Raw genomic sequence first — 18,234 nt, 5'->3', positions numbered from 1 at the left:
ATTCAGCGATCCTTACGCGACTCCTTCGCCTTTTTGTCTAATGCGACGACAGGTTTGTCTAATGCGACGACAGGCTGGATCTGCGGATAGGGCATCACCATCGTGCCGTCGGGCGCCGCGGTGAAGGTCGTCTGGGTCGGATAGGCGAAGTCGATGCCTTCGCGTTCGAAAGCTCGCTTCACAGCGAGGATGACCGCCGACTTGTGCCGCGCCAGCGTGTCGGGGTCTCGGCTGCGATCGTCATAGACGAGTTCACATTCGATTGAGCTCGATCCGAATGCGGTCGCGGAGCAGCGGACCAGCTTGCAGTTCTTGATCGCCTCAATCGGCTCCGTGATCACGTCCGGCAGCCGCTCGATCGTTTCCGATGGAGTTTGGTAGGTCAGGCCGAACGTTAGCCACGTGCGCCGCACGCGTGCGTCGGTGACGTTATGCACTTCCTGCTCGAGCAGCTTGGTGTTGGCCATGATGACCTGCTCGCCGCCAACGCCGCGCAGGCGGGTGGTCTTGAGGCCGATCTTCTCGACGGTTCCAGTGGTCGTCCCGTAGCGGACGATGTCGCCCCGCCGGAATGGCTTGTCGAACAGGATGGCGAGCGCCGCGAACAGGTCGGAGAAGATGCCCTGGGCGGCGAGGCCGATCGCGATGCCGCCGATGCCGAGGCCGGCGACAAGCGCTGTGACGTTGACGCCGAGGTTGTCGAGGATGACGACGATCGCGAGGGCGAAGAGCGCGACGCTGACCAGCACGCGAATGATTGCGTTGGCATTGCCGAGCGCGGACTCTGTCGTGCCGTCGCCGACGCGCCGGGCGATCAGTGCAAGGATCAGTTCTCGCGCCCATATCGCGCCCTGAAGGGCGAAGGCGATCGTGAAACCTACATCGACCAGGTGCTGGGCCCGCGCCGGCGGCTGCGCATAGGTCGCGACGATGTCGATCGCGGCCATGACCATGAAGAAGATGCTCGTCTTTGCGAGCACGCGCCCAACGACGCTTCGCCAGCCCAGATGCTGCTCATCTGTCTCGCGGGCGATTATGCGCTGACCGATCAATTTGGCGACTAGCATGACCGCGACAATCGCTCCCGCGACGGCCGCGCCGAGGACCACGCCGTCACGATTGTCGATTAGCCAAGCCACAACGCTCTGCGTTGGCCGGATTGGGTCGATGTTCGGCTTCATCGCTCCGCTTGTGGCGACGCCGGTACGGCTGATCAAGCCGTGGCGTCAGGCGAAGAGCTTCGTTTGCGGCCTGCGAGGAATTTGAGAAGCCCAACTTCCCCAGACGAGAGCCACTTGCGTTCGCGAGGACGCTCAAGGCCGTTCAACGGGTTGCGCGGCCTGTCACGGGCCGCCTCGATCAGCTTGGGGTGTACGTAGGACTTGCGGCTGATCGCGGGAGTGTTGCCGAGCGCTTCGGCAACCGGCTCGAGCACCGTTTTCAAACTGATGCGCGCCTTCTCGTGCTCGGATGCCGTCAGCATCTGCTCGAAGGCGATGACGCTCGCGCCCCAGGTGCGGAAGTTCTTGGCAGTGAAATCACCGCCCGAAGCTTCCCGGATATAGTCGTTCACATCGGCGGAGGTGATCGGACAAGGTTCGCCATCATCAGAGATATACTGGAACAGATGTTGACCCGGCAGGTCGTCGCACTTGGACACGATCCGCTTGAGGTTTGAATCCGTGATCGGCACCTCGTGAACGATTCCGTGCTTGCCGGTGAAGCGCATCAGGAGCTTACTGCCGTTCCGCTTCACGTGCCTGGAACGAAGGGTGGTCGCGCCGAAGCTCTTGTTGTCCCGCGCATATTGCTCATTGCCGACGCGCATATGCCCTCTGTCGAGCAGGCGAACGACCGCCGCGATTACTGCATCACGGCTCAAGGCGCGTGTCTTGAGATCGGCCGCGACCTTTCGTCTGATCTTGGGAAGAGCAGCTCCAAACTCCTGCGTCCCGCTATACTTCTTCTTGTCGCGCCGGGCCCGAAACGCCCGGTGGTAGCGATATTGCTTGCGGCCGCGCGCGTCGGTCCCGGTCGCCTGCAGGTGACCGTTCTCGTCCTTGCAGAACCAGGCGTCGACATAGGCTGGAGGCAAGGCGATCGAGTTCAACCGGTCGATCGTGTCGCGGTCGGTGACGCGTTTCCCTTTCTCGTCGAAATAGGCCCAGTAGCGGCCCTGCTTCTTTCGCGTGTAGCCGGGCTCGCTGTCGCTGCTGTGCCTCAGCCTGCCGCCGTTCATCTTTGCTTCGCTCATTGGCACGACTAAGCGAGCGGAAAGCGGGCGGGTTCCTGATTAGGCCCAAAGGAGGTGCCTGTGTCTGAAATTTCAAACTCCAGCGTCCTGATCGTCGCGACTGATGGCTTCGAGGAGTCGGAGCTTTTCGGCCCCCGCGAAATCCTTCTGGAACGCGGCGCGGACGTAAAGCTTGCATCGCCGGACCTGAAGCCGATCCAGGCGACGGTCCACGACGATCCGGGCAAGACGATCCGGCCCGACATGACGATCGAGCAGGCGCATGCGGACGACTTCGACGCGCTGATCCTCCCTGGCGGGGTCCGCAATCCCGACCAGCTTCGCACGAACAAGGCCGCCATCGACCTGATCCGCGCCTTCGCGGATTCAGGAAAGCCGGTCGCGGCGATTTGCCATGGCCCGTGGCTGCTCGTGGAAGCGGATCTGCTGCGCGGAAAGTCTGCGACGAGCTGGCCGTCGATTCGCACCGACCTCAAGAATGCCGGCGCGAATGTGGTCGAACAGGCGGCGGTGACCGACGGGAACATCGTCACAAGTCGCAATCCGGGCGACGTGGCTGCCTTTACCGAGGCGGTAATCGCGCTGGTCGAAAAGGCGAAGGCAACCAGCGAGGCAACTGCCTAACCGGCTGGAAAGGATTTTCGCTTACATCTCTTCCTCATGCAGCGAGAGAACGAAAGCATCGGCTGGGCACTGGCATTCGAGTTTGTGCCGGCGGCGATCTTCGGAAGCGCGGTAGCCTTTGCTTCCGCGACCTATCTCGCCCAGCCGCCTGTAAGCGTCGCCCCAATTGCGGCAGGCGCTGCCGCACTCGGCGGGATCTGGCTTGCACTTGGCAAGTTCGGATCGCCCAGGCGCCAATTCGCTCTCACGGACTTCGAGCAAACTCCGGTCGAGTACGAACTCTCCTCTCTGGGTGAGCTTCTCGAGCAAGCCGATGTCGCCGGAATCGTCGAGCAACTCGGTGCTTCTGGAGACAAAACGTCCACCGAAGAACTCGTCCTGGACGATGTGCTTGCCGCCGTAGAGGAGGACTCCCGGGTCGTCAGGCTCTTCGAGCCGAGCGACACGGCCGGAGAGATGCACGCACGCATTGAAGACCACCTGCGCTCGACACCGCGGCAGACTCCGCCCGATGCCACGCAGGAGCTGCACGACGCGCTTGCAGCTCTCCGCCGTTCGCTCCGCTAGATCACTCCTCGATCGTCAGAGCCTCGATGCTGAAGCTGATGGAGCCGTCGCGCTCGCGCGCCGGTGCTCCGTACACCACGACATCCGCCACAATCTGCTTCGGGATCGCAAACTCGGCGTCGGTAAGGTCTCCGGTCATTCGGGCGAAAATGCCTTCCGCTCCAAGGCCCGGAATCCTGAAGCGCATTTCATGGCGCTCACCGAGGAAGGTCAGCTACTGCCAGTCGGTTGAGCGATACTCGGTAAGCAAAATCCTATCATGATCGACGAGTGCACGGGCGAGGAGGGCGCGTAGCAAGGAAGCGCCGGCTTTGGGCATGGGAAGGCGGGTCATCGGACGGTCTCCAGGAATGCGCGAACACGCTCGACCGTCGTCTGGCGGGGCTCTCTTCCCTCACGCAGATCGAACACGAAACGCGGATCTCCAACTACATCGCGCCCGAAACCGGTTGGCGCAGTTTGGCTCCGATTCAGGAACTTCTCGACTTCCCGAAGTAAATGCACTTGCTATCCTTCAACTTCGCCCAGGCGACGCGGGCCCTATCAACTCCCAGTGCAATTCCTACTTGTCTAGGGATTCTCCTATAACTATGACGAAACCATGTTGAACGACCCGCGTGTGGTGCTCGAACGGCTCTGTGCCGAGCGCGGGGAGGACTTTGCCGGCCTTTCGCGGATGCTCGGTCGCAATCCGGCCTACATTCAGCAATTTGTGAGGCGCGGAGTGCCAAAGCGGCTAGGCGAGGCAGAGCGACGAAAGCTCGCTCGCTATTTTTCGATTTCCGAGACCCTCCTTGGCGGGCCAGCGGACGACGAACCCGTCGGTGGCCTGGTTCCCGTGAAACGGAGCCCCGTGAGGGCTTCGGCAGGTCCCGGTGCAATCCCCTACGATCAGGCGGGTAAGGCCTATTTCGCTTTCGACGAGAATTGGTTGAAGGGCCTGACCGCCTCGCCGTCAGGCAGGCTGTCGATCATTCGGGTTGAGGGTGATTCAATGGCGCCCACTTTGAACGCGGGCGATGACATACTCGTCGACCTGGGCGACTGCGACGAGCGTCTACGCGACGGGATCTACGTGCTGCGCGCCGACGAGGCACTGGTCGTGAAGCGGCTGGCGCTTCACCCAGCCGGACGACGGGTTACCGTTCAGTCCGACAATCCCGCTTATCCCGACTGGCCCGACTGCGGAATCGACGAGCTCAACTGCATTGGCCGGGTGGTCTGGGCGGGCCGGAAGATCGGTTAAGCCCGTGAAGTCATTCCCGTTTGAAATCGAGCGCCTGTCCTCGCGCCAGATTGCGGAAATGCGTGAGGCCCTGCGAGTCTTCGCCGACTCGTTCGAAGAGGAGGAGAATTTCTTCTCGGCGCCGCCTGGAGACGCCTATCTCCGGCGACTCCTTTCCGACGGTCACTTTGTCCTTCTTGCTGCCAAGTCTGACGGCAAAGTGGTCGGCGCGCTGTCGGCGTACGAGCTCATGAAATACGAACAGGAGCGGAGCGAGTTCTATATCTACGACCTTGCGGTCGCAAAGCCGTTCCGGCGCCGCGGCATCGCTCGCTCGCTGATCGAGGCCCTGAAGCCGATTGCTCGAGATGCGGGCGCGTGGGTCGTTTTCGTGCAGGCCGATCGCGAGGACGAGCCGGCGGTAGCGCTCTACCGGAGCATGGGTGTGGAAGAGCAGCCGTTACATTTCGACTTGGCGCTCGATTAACTCCGGCTTCGGCTGTCGAGCAGCCAGATCAGCGCTGCCACGCCGATTCCGATGCCGGTTCCGATCAATATGCCCTTCATCGGATTGCCCGTCGCAACGCCCCAGACCGCGCCGATCAGGATCGCCGCCATCAAGAGGAAGCCGCCTGCCATTGGTGTTCGTTTTGCCATGCCTCGCCCATGACAGAGGCGGACGCGCCGCTCCAGCCCCAGCCGAACATGGTGAACGGTCGGTTGACCAGCTTCGTCGGCTTTCGGGAAAGAGGTTCCGGGTTAATGACCGTCTATGGACTCGCCCTTCATCTCCGGTCGCATTGCCCTTGAAGAGGCATCGGACCTGCTCGATCGGTTCGGCGACGACGCCGGGCTGGAGGCCGCCGCGCGCGCGGAAAGCAGCCGCGACGCCGGCAATGTCCTGAGATTCTGCCATTGGCGGCAGATCGAACGTGTCATCGCAACACTTTCCGACGAAGAAGTGCGGGGAACGGTTCACTAAGACCCTCCTTGGACTGGCGCCGTTCAGGAGCGCCGGTTAGGCTCGAAATCGATGAGATCGAGGGCAAGAGTGGGGGTCGTGCTGCGCCTGTCATGCGCGACCGCGATGCTCGCATCCCCGCTTGCCGTCTGGGCCCAGACACCTGGCTCCGCAGAACTCGACCCCACCGCGCCGCTCGACCCTATGCCGGACATTGGCGTCGAATGGCCGAACATGAATGCGCCGGATGCGACTGTTCCCGCTGCAGATGGTGCGGAAACTCCGGCGCCCGCCGTCACGATCGATGCAGCTGAGGAGCGGCGCTACTCGGTAATCATCGAAGGTCTTCAGGGGATCGAGGATGAGCCCGTGCTCGCCAAGTCGTTCGACGAGCAGTCGGCATTGCGAGAGGGGCGGGGCGAGGCAGCCAATGCGGCGCAGATCGACCGGCGTTCTCGCGCCGACGGCGAGTTGCTGGAAGAGCTGCTGCGTTCGCGGGGTTATTACGATGCGGTCGTCGAGCCTCGCATCGAGCCTATGCAGCAAACGCTGCAGGTCGTGCTCGCAGCCGAACCGGGCCGCCAGTACCGTTTCCAGTCCGTCGAACTTCCGGGGCTCGAAGCGGCGGGGTCCGAAGCCGCGGCATTGCGCAAGGCATTTGCAGTACAAACCGGCGACCCGGTCATTGCACAGAACGTCATCGACGCTGGCACGGCGTTGCAGGTCGCGCTCGGCGAGGAGGGCTTCGCGCTGGCCGAAGTCGGCGAGCAGCAGGTCGAGGTCGACCACCAGACTCACACCGCATCGCTGATCCTTCCGGTGCAGCCAGGGCCGGTGGCGCACTTCGGGCAGATCAGCGTCAGCGGCAATCCGCCATTCTCGCCGAAGCATATCCAAATCATCGCGCGCTTCGATCCGGGCGATCCGTTCAAGCGGTCGAAGGTCAACGATCTGCGCCGGGCCCTTATTGCGACAGGCCTCGTCGCATCTGCGGAGGTCCGCGTCGTTCCTTCGCCGGACCGGCAGACCGTGAACGTCGACGTGCACCTCGAGCCCGCGCCGACGCGGACCGTGGCCGGCGAGCTCGGTTACGGAACGGGCGAGGGCGTCCGCGCGGAGGCAAGCTGGCAGCATCGCAACTTCGTCAATCCGGAAGGTGCGTTGACCCTTCGCGGGGTCGCCGGGACCAACGAGCAACTCGTCTCCGCCGAGTTCCGGCGAAGCAATTTCATGCGCCGGGACCAAGTGCTCGACCTGCTGGCCGTTGCGAGCAACGTCGATCGCGACGCTTATCGCGCGAAGACGCTTCAGCTCAGCGCCCTGATCGAGCGCCAGAGCAACATCATCTGGCGCAAGAAATGGACCTGGAGCTACGGCGCGGATCTCATCGCCACCGATGAGCGCGGCATCTTCGAGGATCTTGGCAACAAGGAAACGCGCACCTTCCTGATCGCGGCAGCGCCGGTTAGCTTGCGCTATGACGGGAGCAACGATCTCCTCGACCCGACGACCGGCTTCCGGCTCGGCGGACGAATTAGCCCGGAGATCTCCGCGCGCGGAGGCAAGTTCACTTACGGCCGCATCCAGATCGACGCGAGCGCCTATCACCCGGTGTCCGACAGCGTCGTCGTCGCCGGCCGCGTGCGGCTGGGAACGATCGTCGGAGCCAAGTCGTCCGACATTGCGCCGTCGCGCCGATTCTATTCGGGCGGCGGTGGGTCGGTCCGTGGATATGGCTATCAGCAGCTTGGGCCGAGGGATGATTTCGGTGACCCGATCGGCGGTCGCGGACTTGCCGAGTTCGCGCTCGAAGCCCGCGTTCGACTGAAGGCCTTCGGCGGCAATTTCGGGATCGTGCCCTTCCTCGATGGAGGAACGCTGACCTCCGACGTCACTCCGGACTTCCGCAAGTGGCAACTGGGGGCCGGTATTGGTGTCCGCTACTATTCGAGCTTTGGGCCGATCCGCGTAGATGTCGGAACGCCGCTCAACCCGCGCTCAGGCGACGCGCCGGTCGCAGTTGTCGTCTCGCTCGGGCAGGCGTTTTAGGTGGCTGAAACCGTCACCCGCGAAGCCGGTCAGCGGCGGCGCCTTCGCCTTAGGCACGACTGGGCGCGCCGTCTCGCAATCGAGCTCGGGACGTTGTTCGTCGTTCTGCTGGCGCTCGCGGTCATCGGCTTGCTCGTGCTCGACACTGCACCCGGACACCGCTTCATCGTCGACCGGCTGGCGCAGATCGAGACCGCGTCGGGACTACGCTTTCGGATCGGGCGGATTGAAGGCTCCATCTTCGGTGAGACGCGTCTGAAGAACGTCGCCGTGCTCGACCAGCGCGGCGTCTTTCTGACTTCCCCCGAGATCGACGTCGATTGGACGCCGGGCGCGTGGCTCCGCAACAAGCTCGATATCGAGCGCGTGGAGGCGGATCGCCTCATTTTGCTTCGCCTGCCGAAGCTTAGGAAAACCGGACGGAAGGGACCGATCCTTCCCAAGTTCGACATTCACATCCGCGACTTGAAGATAAACCGTCTCGAACTGGCTCCAGCGGTGACGGGTGTCGCACGTACCGGAGCGCTTCAGGGCACGGCCGATGTGCGGGCAGGACGGGCCGTCGTCGGCCTCCGCCTCTCAATGGACCAAGGTGGGGATCGCCTTGCCCTTGCGCTCGATGCCGAGCCGGATGGCGACAAATTCGATCTCGAAGTGCGGTCGCACTCGCCGGCCAATGGCGTAGTGCCGGCCTTGCTAGGCTGGAACCGATCCGTCGATTTTGTCGTCACTGGAGACGGCACCTGGAGTGCCTGGCGCGGCGTTGCGGCGCTGAATATTTCCGAACGACCGACGGCACGGCTCCAGCTCACCGCTCGCAAAGGCCGATACGGCCTCCACGGTGCACTTGCACCCGCGCCGTTCCTCAAGGGCAGGCTTCAGCGGCTGACCTCGCCGACCGTTAAAGTCCTCGGCAACGCCACCCTGAAGGAACGAAATCTGAACGGCCGACTGACGATCGGTTCGGCCTCGCTTCGCGCAGTCGCGACCGGCACGATCGACATGGCCGAGGGCCAATACCGGAACGTCCGGCTCGGCCTCGACCTGCTGCGTCCGCCCGCGCTGTTCACCAACATGACCGGCCGGAACGTTCGCATGCTGTGGACGCTCGACGGCCCGTACGCGACTGCTCGCTACTCCTATCGGCTGACGTCGCCGGCGGTGAAATTCGACGACACCGGCTTCGTCGACGTTCGAGCGGAAGGCAGTGGGAAGCTTTCGCCGTGGCCGATGCGCGTGCCTCTCCGCTTGACCGCTCGCGCGATCACCGGCGTTGGCGACGTTGCTGGCGCAATCCTTGCCAACGCACACCTCGACGGAATCCTGACGATCACTCCGAAGCTCGTTCGGGGCGAAGGCCTGCAACTGCGCAGCGCGAAGCTGAACGCGAAAATGGGACTGCTGATCGACCTCGTCACCGGGCGGTTCGAGGTCGTTCTTTCGGGCGGCCTGACCCGTTATTTCATCGAAGGTCTCGGCATCGTCGATGTTCAGTCGGAGCTGACGGTCGTGCCCGGCCCGAACGGCAAGGGCTCGCGAGTCATCGGGACTGGCAAAGCCTGGGTCCGGCGCTGGGACAACAGTTTCTTTGCCAGCCTCACCGGCGGGCTTCCGCGGATCGAGACGCAGCTCGAACGAGGGACTGACGGCATCGTCCGCTTCAGCGGGATGCAATTCTACTCGCCCAAGCTGCGTTTGGCCGGTGAGGGCTACCGTAACCGCGACGGCACGTTCCACATCGTCGCGAGAGGCAGGCAGGCAACCTACGGCCCGCTTCGCATGATCCTGGACGGCCACATCGAGCGGCCAAAGGTCCAGCTTTTCCTCGAAAGCCCCAATGAGACCTTGGGCGTTCGCGGCATGGAGCTACTGCTGACGCCGACGGCGGCCGGCTTCGACTATCGCGCAAATGGCCAGTCGCGTCTTGGACCGTTCACCAGCAACGGCCGGATACTCCTTCCGAAAGGGGCAGGGCTGTCGTGTCCATCGCCGCGCTCGACGTCAGCGGGACACGCGCAAGCGGCGATCTTCGCTCCGACCCGGGCGGCTTTACGGGAACGCTGAATGTCGCGGGCGGCGGCCTGGACGGAACGCTCGGCTTCGTTCCCGCCGGCGATGCGCAGAAGATCGAGGCCCATCTGCAGGCCAGCAATGCCCGCTTACCGTCGCTTGCGGTCCGGTCAGGGCGACTCGATGGAAACGTCATTCTTGCGGACGGCCGGACGACGCTCGACGGGTCCGTCGATGCTCGCGGACTTCAGATGACGGGCATTTCGCTCGCCAGGCTGACGGCGAACGCGAAGCTGGTGAACGGCGAGGGCCAAGTCCGAGCCCTGCTTGCAGGCCGCCGTGGCGCTGCTTTCGAGTTCAGCACTTTGGCCAACGTCGCGGCCGATCGGATCGAGCTCACCGGCCGAGGCTCGGTCGAACGGCGGCCTCTCATTCTCAATCAGGCCGCGGTCCTCATCCGTTCCGGCGATGGCTGGGCGTTGTCGCCCACCAGCGTATCGTTCGCGGGCGGTCGCGCCGTGGTCTCTGGCCGAAGCGGATCGCGACCGGAGGTCCACGCCCAGCTCCAGTCGATGCCGCTCGAGGTGTTGGACCTTGGGTGGTCTGACCTAGACATGAGCGGCGTCGCCACCGGACGTCTGGACTATGCCTGGAAAGGCAACCGCAGCGGCCGTGCGGATCTCAAGATTCGTGGCCTCAGCCGAGCCGGCTTGGTGCTCGCCTCGAAGCCCATCGATGTCGGGCTCGCCGCGATCGTCTCCGGCAATCAGGCGGCGGTCCGGGCCGTCGCAGTAAGTGGCGGACAGACGATCGGTCGCGCCCAGGCCCGTTTTGCACCGATCGGCGGCGGCGACCTGATGGCCGAGCTGATGAACGCGCCGCTTTTCGCCCAACTCCGCTACGCCGGACCGGCCGATACGCTCTGGCGGCTATCCGGCACCGAGATCTTCGATTTGACCGGGCAAGTCGCGATTGGCGCGGATATTGGCGGCCGCCTCGTCGATCCGACAATCCGCGGCTCGGTGCGCAGCGCCAGTGCGAGGCTTGAAAGCCCGGTTACCGGGACGCTGATCGAGCAACTCCAGGCGGACGGGCGCTTCAACGGATCGCGCCTGATCTTCAGCCGGCTGGCCGGAACGACGAGCGGCGGCGGAACTATCGAGGGTAGCGGAACGGTTGATTTCTCGGGAGGTGCAGCCGCGCTCGATCTGAGCTTCAACGCCAGCCAGGCTTTGTTGCTGAATCGGGACGACATCACTGCCCGGGTGACCGGACCACTGAAGGTGCGTTCGGATGGGCGAAACGGCACGATTTCCGGCGACCTTCGCCTCGACAAGGGCAGTTTCACGCTCGGCCGGGCCAGTGCGGCGGCGGCAGTCCCGCAGCTCCAGGTCCGGCATGTCGGCCTGGACGAGGAAGATGTCATCGAGACTGCCGACCTCCACCCGTGGAAGCTCGATCTGGAGGTTGCCGGGAACGACCTTCGCGCGCGTGGCCTCGGCATCGACAGTATCTGGCGCACCAACCTCCACGTAGGCGGGACCGCGGATGCACCGCGCTTCACCGGCCGGGCGGATCTCGTGCGCGGCGACTATGACTTCGCCGGACGCAATTTCCGCCTCGATCGCGGCGTGATCCGCTTCCGCGGCGAAAGCCCGCCCGATCCGCTCCTCGACATTCGAGCCGAGGCCAACGTCCAGGGCCTGAACGCCAACGTCGTCGTCGGCGGCACGGGACTTCATCCTGAGATCACGTTCGCGAGCGTCCCTCAGCTGCCGCAGGACGAGCTGCTGTCGCGCATCCTGTTCGGCACGTCGATCACCAACTTGTCCGCGCCCGAGGCTCTTCAACTCGCCAGTGCGGTTGCGGCGCTCCAGTCGGGATCGGGCAATCTCGACCCGATCAACAGCGTTCGCCGCGCCGTCGGCCTCGACCGGCTTCGAATCCTTCCGGCCGATATCGCCACGGGCCAGAAGACGGCCGTTGCAGCGGGCAAGTACGTCACCCGCAAATTGTTTGTGGAGGTGATCACCGACGGCCAGGGCTATTCCGCCACGCGCGCCGAGTATCAGGTGACCCGCTGGCTCTCGCTGCTTTCGTCAATCTCGACGATCGGCAGGACGAGCGCGAACGTTCGCGTTAGCAAGGATTACTAGCGCGGAAGTCGCTTATGTCCGGAACTGATGGAAAGCGGACATTCGGCCAAGCGGCGGAACCGAGAGGTTCGTCAAGGCGCTATGCTGGTATCGTCGAGCTTAATTCATGGCCACTCGGCGACTGAGAGAGATTGTGCTCCCGCCGTTGAGGGCGATCAAACATGGCAGAAGAGCACAGCATACTGGACGCTTTCCGAACCAATCCGCGAACTCGGCACCCGGCCTTGCTCGTGCGGGATGATGGGTCGGAAGACGACGTCACGATCACGGAATTTACGACGACAGGGTTCCGGCTGGCCGTCTCGCTGAGGCCAAAGCTAGGCGAGTTAGTCTTGCTTCGTGTCGTGGGTCTTCGTGACGTTCCAGGGAAGATTCGCTGGGCTTACGGAGCGGAGGCGGGTGGCTCGTTTTAGCTTACAGTTCCGCACCGGCTCGAAGTCCGGCCCAAGCGGCCAGAGGCCTCAGGCATGATATTGGTCTTCGGTTGGAAGCGTTTCGAAAGGTGGCCGGAACTGCCTTGAGCGGTAGACCTCCTCGGTTACGAAATAGGCCTTTGCTCCGTCGATCACATAAGCACGAGCCGGGCGGTGCTCCGATGCTTCGGTGCGGTATCGACCCTCAGTGAACCGGGGCATAAATTCCTCCTGTCAGCGTCGCGTATACACTAAGCGACGCGAGACTTCAGATCGCGGAACCCCACTAGCAAGCGGCGACGCTCGTCCCACAGCGCCAGGCGCCAGCATCCCAAGCTCTCACGCAAGGTTATCACCTTGGCGACGCGATTCAGTTCTGGCGCGGAGTCGAGACAGGCCTGAAGATGATAGTTTGGAATCCGGCTGCACAAGTGGTGCACGTGGTGCAGCCCGATGTTCCCGGAAAACCATTGGAGAACCGCCGGAAGCTTGAAATATGAGCTGCCGCTCAAGGCAGCTTCGTGAAAACTCCAATCGGCGTCGCGCTCCCAACCAGTGCTCTCGAACTGGTGCTGCACGTAAAACAGCCAGTTTCCGATCCAGGATGCGATGACCATCACGGGGAGATAGGTCACCACTACCGGACGAACGCCGATCAAGCTGAAGGAAAGACTGAACGCCACGAGCAACGCGAAATTCAGGGCTAGGATGCTGCGGCGAGATTTACGGTCGCGAAGCCCATGACCCAGCGGCAACCTTTGAAGCACGATGAAATTGATCGGCGCACCGAGAATGACCATCACCAAGGGGTTGCGATAAAGACGATAGAAGAGCTTCTTGAGCGACCCCGAGGCTTGGTATTCCTCAACGGTCCAGGTTTCCACATCTCCACGCCCACGGCGGTCGAGATTGCCGGTGGAGGCATGATGCGCGGCATGGCCCTGGCTCCAGCTGCCGTAAGGAGTGAGCGTCAGCACGGAAAGGGCGCGCCCGAGGTAGTCGTTGGCGCCTCGTGATTTGAAGAAAGAGCCGTGACCACAGTCATGTTGGATGATGAACAGGCGGACGAGCAGCCCGGCCGCCGGAATCGCCAAGAACAAAGTCAGCCAGTAGTGGTCATGCGACGCGGAGCCCATAACCACGAGCAGCGTGATGAACGCCGCTGCGGTCGTGACTAATTGAAAGATGCTCCGCTTGGCGTCAGGGCCATAGGCTTTGAACCGCCGGGATAGGACTGGTCCGAGAGCTTCTGCCCCCGGAAGCGCGTGGCCGATAGCTTGCCCCTGCGGAATTTCGTTCGGAAGCACACTCAATGCGGGGGACTTTCAGGCAGAAACTTGCGCGATTTTGCTGCGTAGGACGGCGACATGCCGCCGGACAGCAATCGCGAATTCGGTTGGACGGAACTGCAAGGCACCGGGCCACTCTCGCGGCGCCCGCAGCATTTCGAGGCTTTGGCCTCAATTCCAGCCAAAGTGGCCGCGCGCGTCGCTAATTGCAAGTGCGCCAATAAGACGCGAGATTTGAATTGCACTGCCAGTGTCCGCAATGGGCCGAAAGCAGAAATCAGGACGAAATAGCTGTCTTACAGGCTTGCTGCCGTACTTTCGTGCAGAATGCCTGCTTGCCCTAGGACCGGCTCCGGTGGCGTCATGTGACGGCGTGAAGGTGACGAAGTGGAGGACGTGGAAGACCCCCGAATTCACTCGTTCAGGGTGACAGGGGGCCGCCCTGTCCGGCAGAGTCGATTTGGTCAACTTCCGCGGACTCACCATGCCGGGCTTGACCCGGCAACCGCCTTCTCTTCTACCATCGAAGCACAGGCGGATTCCGGCTGAATGCCGGGACGGCGGGGGAGGCTTATGAAGAATTGGAAAGTGCGCAAGGCGGTCGTCGCTCGTGAGGACCTCCCGGAAGAGCATCGACTGGCGCAGACCCTGTCGTGGCCGCACCTCGTCGCGCTCGGCGTCGGAGCGATCGTCGGCACCGGTATTCTTACGCTGATTGGCGTGGGCGCCGGCAAGGCGGGCCCCGCCGTCATTCTCTCCTTCGCGATCGCCGGAGGCATCTGTGCCTGCGCTGCGCTGGCTTATGCGGAAGTGGCGACGATGATCCCAGCTTCGGGCAGCGCCTATACCTATTCCTACGTGGTGTTCGGCGAGCTCATCGCCTGGATGATCGGGGTCGCTTTGATCCTCGAATATACGCTTGTGGTCAGCGCGGTCGCGGTCGGCTGGTCGGGCTATGCGGCCGGGTTTCTCAGCTCGATCGGGATGGGATTGCCAGACGCTTTAATACAGGGACCCGAACTGGGCGGGGTGATCAACCTTCCGGCCATCTTCATCATATTCGTCGTTGGCGGGCTGCTGATTGCGGGCACGCGCGAGAGCGCGACCCTCAACGCCATCCTGGTGGTCATCAAGCTGGCTGCCCTGGCGTTGTTCATTGCGGTCGCGCTTCCGGTCTTCGATGCATCCCACTTCGAGCCCTTCATGCCCTACGGTTTCCCGAGGAGCGGGCCTTCGGGCAGCGAGGTTGGAGTGATGGCTGCGGCGGCGATCATCTTCTTCGCTTTCTACGGCTTCGACGCGATCGCTACCGCGGCGGAGGAAGCCAAGAACCCGAGCCGCGACCTTGCCATCGGCATCGTCGGATCGATGGTCGTCTGCGTAATCATCTACATGCTGGTGGCCGCAGCGGCGATCGGCGCGGTCGCCTACACCGACTTTGCCGACAGTGCGGAGCCTCTGGCGCTGATCCTTCGCGACATTGGCCAGCCGTGGGCCGCACGTGTTCTCGGCGCATCCGCCGTGATCGCTCTGCCCACCGTCATCTTGGCCTTCTTCTATGGCCAGAGCCGGATCTTCTTCACGGTCGCTCGCGATGGATTGCTGCCTGCGTCGCTGGCGCGCGTTTCAAGCCGAGGCACGCCGGTGCGCATCACCATCTTCACCGCCATCGTAACGTCGATCTTCGCCGGCCTGATCCCGCTGGCTTCTATCGCGGCGCTTGCGAACGCGGGAACGCTTGCCGCTTTCGTCGCGGTCTGCGCGGCAATGCTGGTGCTCCGTCGCAGGGAGCCCGACCGGGAGAGGAAGTTCCGTGCACCCGCCGCGACCCTCGTCGCGACGGTCGGCATCCTCGGCTGCATCTACTTGTTCATCAGCCTGCCGAACCGCACCCAGCTTTTCTTCTTCGCGGCGCAGGCGATCGGGATCGTGCTCTATTTCATCTACGGTCATGGCGCCGCCGCCCGCGCCCGGGCTGCGCAGACCGCCTAGACCGTGGCGACCGCGGTGGCGTCTAGTGATTCGAGCAATGCGAAGCGCATCCGGGACATCCTCGGCGGCTCGGCGGGTAACCTGGTCGAGTGGTATGACTGGTACGCTTATTCGGTCCTGACGATCTATTTCGCGCCTGTCTTCTTCCCCAAGGAGGACGCCACAGCGCAACTCCTCAGTGCCGCCGCCATCTTCGCTGTCGGCTTCCTGATGCGCCCGATCGGCGCATGGTTGATGGGCATCTATTCCGATCGCCACGGCCGCAAGTCGGGCCTGACCTTGTCGGTGGCCTTGATGGCCGGTGGATCGCTGATGATCGCTGCAGCGCCGACCTATGCAGCTGCCGGATGGGTCGCGCCGACAGTCCTGGTGCTCGCGCGTATGCTGCAGGGGCTATCGGTCGGCGGCGAATATGGGGCCAGTGCGACCTATTTGTCCGAGAAGGCGATGCGCAATCGCCGCGCGTTTTGGGCGAGCTTTCAATATATCACGCTGATCGGAGGACAACTCCTCGCTCTGGCTGTCGTAGTCTTGCTGCAAAGCGTGATGCCGGACTCCGAATTGCAGGAATGGGGCTGGCGCATCGCGTTCGGAGTCGGGGCGTTATTGGCGTTCGGCGTCTATTTCCTGCGCGCGCGACTGACGGAAACGGAATCCTTCGTCAGGCAGGGCGCGGATCGCGCGCGGTCATCAATGATCAACCTGTGGCGCAATCATCCCCGCGAGTTCCTGATCGTCGCGGCGATCAGCGGGGCGGGTCGGCGGCCTTTTACGCCTACACGACCTACATGCAGAAATTCCTCGTCAACACGAGCGGGTTCTCGAGGCCGACAGCGACGATGATCATGACCATCGCGCTCGTGATATTCATGCTGATCCAGCCGTGGTGGGGCATGGCCGCGGACCGCTGGGGCCGGAAGCCGATGCTCTATGTCTTCGGCTTCGGCGGAATGTTGGTTTCCGTGCCGATCTACAGCGCAATCAGCGTCGTCACTGCACCGCTGACGGCGCTCGCGCTCGTCCTCGTCCCACTCGTCATTCTGGGGTCGTACACGTCCATCAGCGGCCTGATCAAAGCCGAGCTCTTCCCGGCGCACATCCGGACCCTCGGAGTGGCCTTGCCCTACGCGGTCGGCAACACGTTGTTCGGCGGCACGGCGGAATATGTTGCGCTTTGGTTCAAGCAGGCCGGGATGGAGAGCGGCTTTTACTGGTATCTGTCCGCAGTCATCGGGATGGCCGCGATCGGCTTCTTGATGTTGCCGGAAACGAAGACGAAGAGCCTGATTCTGGAGGACTGATGACGCAAGCCGGCCGGGTCGACGAGCGCGCCAAATACTATCTGATCGTTCTCACTGCAGCACTTCTCATTCCGGCCACGCTGGGTAGCTCGAAGTCGATCTTCAATGACGGCGACGTTAGCTGGCACATTGCCACCGGACAGTGGATCCTGGCTCACGGCCAGATCCCGCGGACGGACCCATTCTCCTTCACCTGGGCCGGGAAGCCATGGGTCCCGATCGAGTGGTTTGCCGAGACGATCATGGCATCTGCGTACAGGTTTGCGGGCTACAGCGGCATCAGCGCACTGGCCACGGCCGCCCTGATCGCGCTGCACGCGGTCATTGTCTCCAACGCCACGCGCTTCGTTCGTCCGCTTTCCGCACTCGGCGCGATCGTTGCGATGGACGTCGTGCTGATCCCCATGATGCTCGCACGGCCGCATCTCCTTGCCTGGGCGCTACTGGCATTCTGGACGGTGTTGATGGTCCACGCCCGGAAGAAGGACGGCGTGCCACCGCTCGCAGCCGCCTTGCTGATGGTGGTGTGGACCAACCTCCACGGAAGCTTCGTGATCGGTCTGGTCGTTGCTGCCGCTTTGGGGTTGGAAGCCTTGCTTGCCTCTAGCGACCGGTCGCGAGCTCTGCGCCAGTGGGGACTGTTCGGCGTAGCGTGCCTGATCGCCGTCTTCGTCAACGCGAACGGTTTGGAGGGAGTCCTCCACCCGCTGAAGATCGCGAATCTGTCGATGCTTCCTCTCGTCGACGAGTGGAAGCCGTCCAATCCTGCAGTAACGCCGTTCTTCTTCGTGGTTCTTGCCGGCGTGCTGGCGCTGATCTGGGTGAAGCGGCCGGCAATGCACCCGGTGCGATGGGTGTTGTTATGCGCGCTCCTTGGGTTGGCGCTTCTCCAGGTGAGGCACCAAGCGGTTTTGGCAATCGTCGCGGCCGTGATCCTGCCCGAGGCTTTCGCTAAAGGCTCCGCGCGCGGGGAGGCTGAAGGAAGGATTTGGTGGCTCGTTGGCGCAGCTGCCGCGACGTTGATTGTCGTTCGGCTGTTCATGCCGATGACGCCTCCCGAAAATGAAGCGAACCCGTGGAATCTGATCGCGGCTGTTCCGCCTGATTTGCGGTCGCAGCCGGTGCTGAACGGCTATGTGATGGGCGGGCCGCTGATCCTGTCCGGCATCCGGACCTACGTCGACGGGCGGGGGACATGTACGGCGACGAGCTCGTCATCGGATACAAGAGCATCACGGATGGCGACGCCGCGAAGTTCGAAGAGGCGGTTCAGCGATGGGGCATCCGGTGGGCGATCCTGCCTCACCGCTACAGGAAGCTCGTTGCTCTTATTGATCGCTCACCGGGCTGGAAGCGGATTCACCAGGATGAGGTCGGCGTAGTCTACGTTCGC

Annotated in this window: 16 protein-coding genes and 1 pseudogene; 11 read left to right on the top strand and 6 right to left on the bottom strand. The window is 63.1% G+C overall.

Translation table 11 applies throughout. From position 1 onward, the window contains the following. Positions 1–2 precede the first annotated feature (2 nt). Both H9L14_RS08615 and H9L14_RS08610 read right to left on the bottom strand, forming a co-directional pair. On the bottom strand, positions 3–1,217 hold the full coding sequence (locus H9L14_RS08615) for a mechanosensitive ion channel family protein (protein ID WP_187707780.1): 1,215 nt from the start codon (positions 1,215–1,217) through the stop codon (positions 3–5). Beyond that, a complete protein-coding gene (locus H9L14_RS08610) occupies positions 1,214–2,254 on the bottom strand; it encodes a DNA topoisomerase IB (RefSeq protein ID WP_246444021.1) in 1,041 nt (346 codons plus the stop codon). Before H9L14_RS08610 ends, H9L14_RS08615 begins: the two co-directional genes overlap by 4 nt. 60 nt (positions 2,255–2,314) lie before the next feature. Between H9L14_RS08610 and H9L14_RS08605 the strand changes: the two genes are divergently transcribed. Together H9L14_RS08605 and H9L14_RS08600 are read left to right on the top strand one after the other, a co-directional pair. Continuing rightward, the gene (locus H9L14_RS08605) at positions 2,315–2,878 is read left to right on the top strand and encodes a DJ-1/PfpI/YhbO family deglycase/protease (RefSeq protein WP_187707779.1); all 564 of its coding nucleotides are present in this window, start codon (positions 2,315–2,317) and stop codon (positions 2,876–2,878) included. A gap of 36 nt (positions 2,879–2,914) precedes the next feature. After that, positions 2,915–3,445: a hypothetical protein gene (locus H9L14_RS08600; RefSeq protein WP_187707778.1), complete on the top strand. Its 531-nt coding sequence runs from the start codon at positions 2,915–2,917 to the stop codon at positions 3,443–3,445. Position 3,446: 1 nt separating this feature from the next. Here the strand turns inward: H9L14_RS08600 and H9L14_RS08595 are convergent, their stop codons facing one another. Then, positions 3,447–3,632, bottom strand: coding sequence for a hypothetical protein (locus H9L14_RS08595; RefSeq protein ID WP_187707777.1), 186 nt, complete (start codon positions 3,630–3,632; stop codon positions 3,447–3,449). A 414-nt stretch (positions 3,633–4,046) separates the two neighbouring features. On the opposite strand from H9L14_RS08595, the gene H9L14_RS08590 reads away from it, so the two are divergent. Together H9L14_RS08590 and H9L14_RS08585 are read left to right on the top strand one after the other, a co-directional pair. Next, on the top strand, positions 4,047–4,691 hold the full coding sequence (locus H9L14_RS08590; RefSeq protein WP_187707776.1) for a S24 family peptidase: 645 nt from the start codon (positions 4,047–4,049) through the stop codon (positions 4,689–4,691). A gap of 58 nt (positions 4,692–4,749) precedes the next feature. Next, positions 4,750–5,157: a GNAT family N-acetyltransferase gene (locus H9L14_RS08585; RefSeq protein ID WP_187707775.1), complete on the top strand. Its 408-nt coding sequence runs from the start codon at positions 4,750–4,752 to the stop codon at positions 5,155–5,157. Here the strand turns inward: H9L14_RS08585 and H9L14_RS08580 are convergent. Beyond that, the gene (locus H9L14_RS08580) at positions 5,154–5,309 is read right to left on the bottom strand and encodes a hypothetical protein (protein ID WP_187710009.1); all 156 of its coding nucleotides are present in this window, start codon (positions 5,307–5,309) and stop codon (positions 5,154–5,156) included. The genes H9L14_RS08585 and H9L14_RS08580 overlap by 4 nt on opposite strands. Positions 5,310–5,442: 133 nt before the next feature. Here H9L14_RS08580 and H9L14_RS08575 point away from each other — a divergent pair, with 133 nt between their 5' ends. The 4 genes from H9L14_RS08575 to H9L14_RS15810 all read left to right on the top strand — a co-directional run bounded on the left by H9L14_RS08575 (position 5,443) and on the right by H9L14_RS15810 (position 11,846). Next, the gene (locus tag H9L14_RS08575) at positions 5,443–5,652 is read left to right on the top strand and encodes a hypothetical protein (RefSeq protein ID WP_187707774.1); all 210 of its coding nucleotides are present in this window, start codon (positions 5,443–5,445) and stop codon (positions 5,650–5,652) included. Positions 5,653–5,730: 78 nt separating this feature from the next. After that, entirely contained in the window at positions 5,731–7,680 is a 1,950-nt protein-coding gene (locus H9L14_RS08570; RefSeq protein ID WP_246444020.1) for an autotransporter assembly complex protein TamA, read from the top strand. Further along, complete coding sequence (locus H9L14_RS15815) at positions 7,681–9,744, top strand: translocation/assembly module TamB domain-containing protein (protein ID WP_246444019.1); 2,064 nt, start codon at positions 7,681–7,683, stop codon at positions 9,742–9,744. Then, the gene (locus tag H9L14_RS15810) at positions 9,660–11,846 is read left to right on the top strand and encodes a translocation/assembly module TamB domain-containing protein (RefSeq protein WP_246444018.1); all 2,187 of its coding nucleotides are present in this window, start codon (positions 9,660–9,662) and stop codon (positions 11,844–11,846) included. Before H9L14_RS15815 ends, H9L14_RS15810 begins: the two co-directional genes overlap by 85 nt. Before the next feature lie 461 nt (positions 11,847–12,307). On the opposite strand, the gene H9L14_RS08560 is transcribed toward H9L14_RS15810, so the two are convergent. Further along, positions 12,308–12,481, bottom strand: coding sequence for a hypothetical protein (locus H9L14_RS08560; RefSeq protein WP_187707772.1), 174 nt, complete (start codon positions 12,479–12,481; stop codon positions 12,308–12,310). Between the two features lie 29 nt (positions 12,482–12,510). Continuing rightward, positions 12,511–13,446 carry a fatty acid desaturase gene (locus H9L14_RS08555; RefSeq protein ID WP_281389453.1) on the bottom strand — a complete coding sequence of 312 codons (936 nt, stop codon included), beginning with the start codon at positions 13,444–13,446 and terminating at the stop codon, positions 12,511–12,513. 675 nt (positions 13,447–14,121) lie between these two features. On the opposite strand from H9L14_RS08555, the gene H9L14_RS08550 reads away from it, so the two are divergent. The 3 genes and pseudogenes from H9L14_RS08550 to H9L14_RS08540 all read left to right on the top strand — a co-directional run bounded on the left by H9L14_RS08550 (position 14,122) and on the right by H9L14_RS08540 (position 18,223). After that, on the top strand, positions 14,122–15,540 hold the full coding sequence (locus H9L14_RS08550) for an amino acid permease (protein WP_187707771.1): 1,419 nt from the start codon (positions 14,122–14,124) through the stop codon (positions 15,538–15,540). Positions 15,541–15,543: 3 nt separating this feature from the next. Beyond that, a pseudogene (locus H9L14_RS08545) lies at positions 15,544–16,841 on the top strand (MFS transporter). Further along, positions 16,841–18,223, top strand: coding sequence for a hypothetical protein (locus H9L14_RS08540; RefSeq protein WP_187707770.1), 1,383 nt, complete (start codon positions 16,841–16,843; stop codon positions 18,221–18,223). The pseudogene H9L14_RS08545 and the gene H9L14_RS08540 overlap by 1 nt, the downstream one beginning before the upstream one ends. The last annotated feature ends 11 nt before the right edge of the window (positions 18,224–18,234 follow it).

The sequence above is a fragment of the Sphingomonas sediminicola genome (assembly GCF_014489515.1).
GTDB lineage: Bacteria > Pseudomonadota > Alphaproteobacteria > Sphingomonadales > Sphingomonadaceae > Sphingomicrobium > Sphingomicrobium sediminicola.
Note: the sequence above shows the minus strand (reverse complement) of the source record. Positions and strands in the feature narration are given on the sequence as shown.

Coding starts and splice junctions, on each gene's coding strand:
- H9L14_RS08610 (WP_246444021.1), bottom strand. CDS start 2,254: ATGAGCGAAGCAAAGATGAACGGCGGCAGGCTGAGGCACAGCAGCGAC.
- H9L14_RS08600 (WP_187707778.1), top strand. CDS start 2,915: ATGCAGCGAGAGAACGAAAGCATCGGCTGGGCACTGGCATTCGAGTTT.
- H9L14_RS08595 (WP_187707777.1), bottom strand. CDS start 3,632: ATGCGCTTCAGGATTCCGGGCCTTGGAGCGGAAGGCATTTTCGCCCGA.
- H9L14_RS08590 (WP_187707776.1), top strand. CDS start 4,047: ATGTTGAACGACCCGCGTGTGGTGCTCGAACGGCTCTGTGCCGAGCGC.
- H9L14_RS08585 (WP_187707775.1), top strand. CDS start 4,750: ATGCGTGAGGCCCTGCGAGTCTTCGCCGACTCGTTCGAAGAGGAGGAG.
- H9L14_RS08580 (WP_187710009.1), bottom strand. CDS start 5,309: ATGGCAGGCGGCTTCCTCTTGATGGCGGCGATCCTGATCGGCGCGGTC.
- H9L14_RS08575 (WP_187707774.1), top strand. CDS start 5,443: ATGGACTCGCCCTTCATCTCCGGTCGCATTGCCCTTGAAGAGGCATCG.
- H9L14_RS08560 (WP_187707772.1), bottom strand. CDS start 12,481: ATGCCCCGGTTCACTGAGGGTCGATACCGCACCGAAGCATCGGAGCAC.
- H9L14_RS08550 (WP_187707771.1), top strand. CDS start 14,122: ATGAAGAATTGGAAAGTGCGCAAGGCGGTCGTCGCTCGTGAGGACCTC.
- H9L14_RS08540 (WP_187707770.1), top strand. CDS start 16,841: ATGACGCAAGCCGGCCGGGTCGACGAGCGCGCCAAATACTATCTGATC.